General features: G+C 42.4%; 3 protein-coding genes. 2 read left to right on the top strand and 1 reads right to left on the bottom strand.

All coding sequences use genetic code 11. From position 1 onward, the window contains the following. The coding region (locus A3729_RS15395; RefSeq protein WP_197475873.1) for a cytochrome c oxidase assembly protein at positions 1-397 on the top strand (397 nt) is incomplete at its 5' end. Between the two features lie 39 nt (positions 398-436). Further along, positions 437-1,315 carry a cytochrome c oxidase subunit 3 gene (locus A3729_RS15390; RefSeq protein WP_068515580.1) on the top strand — a complete coding sequence of 293 codons (879 nt, stop codon included), beginning with the start codon at positions 437-439 and terminating at the stop codon, positions 1,313-1,315. A gap of 82 nt (positions 1,316-1,397) precedes the next feature. On the opposite strand, the gene A3729_RS15385 is transcribed toward A3729_RS15390, so the two are convergent. Continuing rightward, entirely contained in the window at positions 1,398-2,606 is a 1,209-nt protein-coding gene (locus A3729_RS15385; protein ID WP_068515583.1) for a hypothetical protein, read from the bottom strand. Positions 2,607-2,655: the final 49 nt, after the last annotated feature.

Genomic DNA, 2,655 nt, shown 5'->3' with positions numbered 1-2,655 from the left:
CAATATGGCATGGGAATTCAAACCTGAAGCGAAAACCATGAAGGTGAAGCTTGGCGAACGAGTCAGTACCAGCTATTTCTTTAAGAACAACAGTTCGCAGCCAGTTGAAACCCAGTCAATACCTGGGGTTACACCATGGCAAGCAAACCAACATTTAAAGAAAATGGAATGTTTCTGCTTTGAGACTCAAACCCTTCAAGCAGGCGAATCAAAAGACATGGGTTTACAGTTTGTTCTCGACCCGAATCTACCTGAAGACATTCAAACGGTAACTTTATCTTATACCATTATGAACACAAACAGAGACGACTCACTGAAAACTAATAAAGACGCATTACCCTCTGTCAGCGACTCAAAGAAGACTTTGAATAAAGCTGGCGACAAGCAAACTATTTGAATAGCTAATGGTACAAACAATTAAAATAAAGAGGACATTATGAGCACAGCAGGTTCTGACAGTTATTACGTCCCCCACGGCAGCCAATGGCCCATTATTGCTGTAATGGGAATATTTTTTACAGTACTCGGTGTCGCATTTTGGGTTAATGACGTCGATGCGGGTACATATATGATTTGGACGGGGCTAGCTATTGTTGCCTATCTCTTCTATGGCTGGTTTAGTGACGTGATTGACGAAAGCATGGGTGGTAAATACAGCCCTCAGGTAGATATTTCCTTTAGACAAGGAATGATATGGTTTATCACCTCAGAAGTATTTTTCTTTGTAGCACTTTTTGGCTCCTTATTTTACCTTCGAGAAATCTCACTCCCCTGGCTCAGCGGTGAAGGTCACCTTGGCTCGTCTAACCTTCTATGGGAAGGTTTTAAGGCGTCCTGGCCCTTACTTACAACTCCTGATGGAGGAGAGTCTTACATCCAAACCAAAGAGGCTATGGGCGCTGGTGGCATCCCGCTATATAATACAGTCATATTACTTTCCAGCGGAGTAACACTTACCTGGGCACATCATGCTTTAAAGCATAATAAGAAAAACCAGCTTATCATCGGTTTAGCAGCAACAATTTTATTGGGTTTGATTTTCTTTGGTTTCCAGGCATACGAATATAGCCATGCCTACAATGCTTTAGACCTGACACTTAATTCAGGTATCTACGGGTCGACCTTCTACATGTTAACCGGTTTTCATGGCATGCACGTGACGATTGGTACTATCATGCTAATTGCTATTCTAGTAAGAAGCTTGAAGGGGCACTTCAGCTCAGATAAGCACTTCGCATTTGAAGCCGTTGCATGGTACTGGCACTTCGTTGATGTCGTCTGGTTAGGCCTTTACTTCTTTGTTTATTGGTTATAAGCCTATCAAGACATAAAAATGCCAGCTTAGTTGCTGGCTTTTTTATGTCTTGAATAAATAGATGCTCAGTTTTTCTAGCCAGCTAGGGCGTTGTCCCTGACTTTAAGGGCCGAACATTTCCAGCCTTATTCCCCTCTTCACACAAAGCCTTCCCCACTTCGATCCCCGCGACCTCCTCTGGTGCGCACATTTTAAGAATGGCAGACAGGTCATCATCCATATGAGAGAAGTGCTCGAAGATATCGTAGACATTGTTTTTTCCTGTTTCCAAGCGCTCCAAGAGAATCTTTTCCTGTTCATCAGTGAGCAACAAGGTTTGCATCGATTGCTCGAAGGAGTCAGCCAGCTGATTGACAACACCAGCAATCTGGACTGTCATATCACGATATTGAGAGCCTAGGTTCTCTATACCACTCTCCATACGCCGTATCAGCGTTTCTTGAGATTGATGCTCTAGATAAATATCGGCCTGCATATCCAAAGCCTCTATTTTTGCATCGGTTCCTTGTAGAAGCGCAAAAATATTATCTTTAATCTGACCATACTTCTCGGGATCATCAAGTGGCATATTTTTAATGAGAATCGACACACGGTTGTAATTGATCACAGTACGGTTGCCAAAATCATAAAAGCGACCGGCATCTTTCAACTCACTTAACAAGCGAGACTCCATTGTTCGTTCCATGCCGTTTGCTTCCATGTTTTTAACCTTGTATTTACCTCGCATTTGCAGGCTACAACTAATCCCATAGTGATTAAGGCTTTGGAACAATAACTGACCTAGCTGATCAAAGTTCTGACATTGATAGCTGTCCAGTAAAAACTGGATATTGGCACCCAGATCTCCGGTGCTAGCCATAGCCGCCATTGCAACATCTGAAGCGGCTCTAAGTTGGTCTTTAAGCTGTTTGTTAGCAATCGCATTGAAAATTGTGCTCTGAATACGTGTCACCATGTCATCATGACTAAGCTCTGTGGACATACAATCATCAGCACCTAGCTCACACGCTAGAAGTCGCTGATCAAGCTCCATATTGCGGCTAAGCACAATAACCGACATAGACTCAAGTTCTAGTGGGCATTCGCTCTTAATTTTGTCTAAAAAAGCTAAATGGGAGTTATTGCCGGGCATATCATCTATCAAAAGCAATTGATTATCGCTATATGCAGCGTGTGTCAATAAGCTTTCATAGGTCTGGCAATGCGTTAACTTGAAGTCTAACTGAAGGGAACGAATTGAATCACTGATAGTTGATGTATTGTATACAATGACGCCATACTTTTTTGACACGGTTGTCTCCTATATCCGAGGCACTAGTTACCTAAAAAATACAACTTAC

The organism is Oleiphilus sp. HI0043, assembly GCF_001634935.1.
The sequence above is the reverse complement of the archived record's forward strand: the minus strand, read 5'-3'. Positions and strand labels throughout refer to the sequence as shown.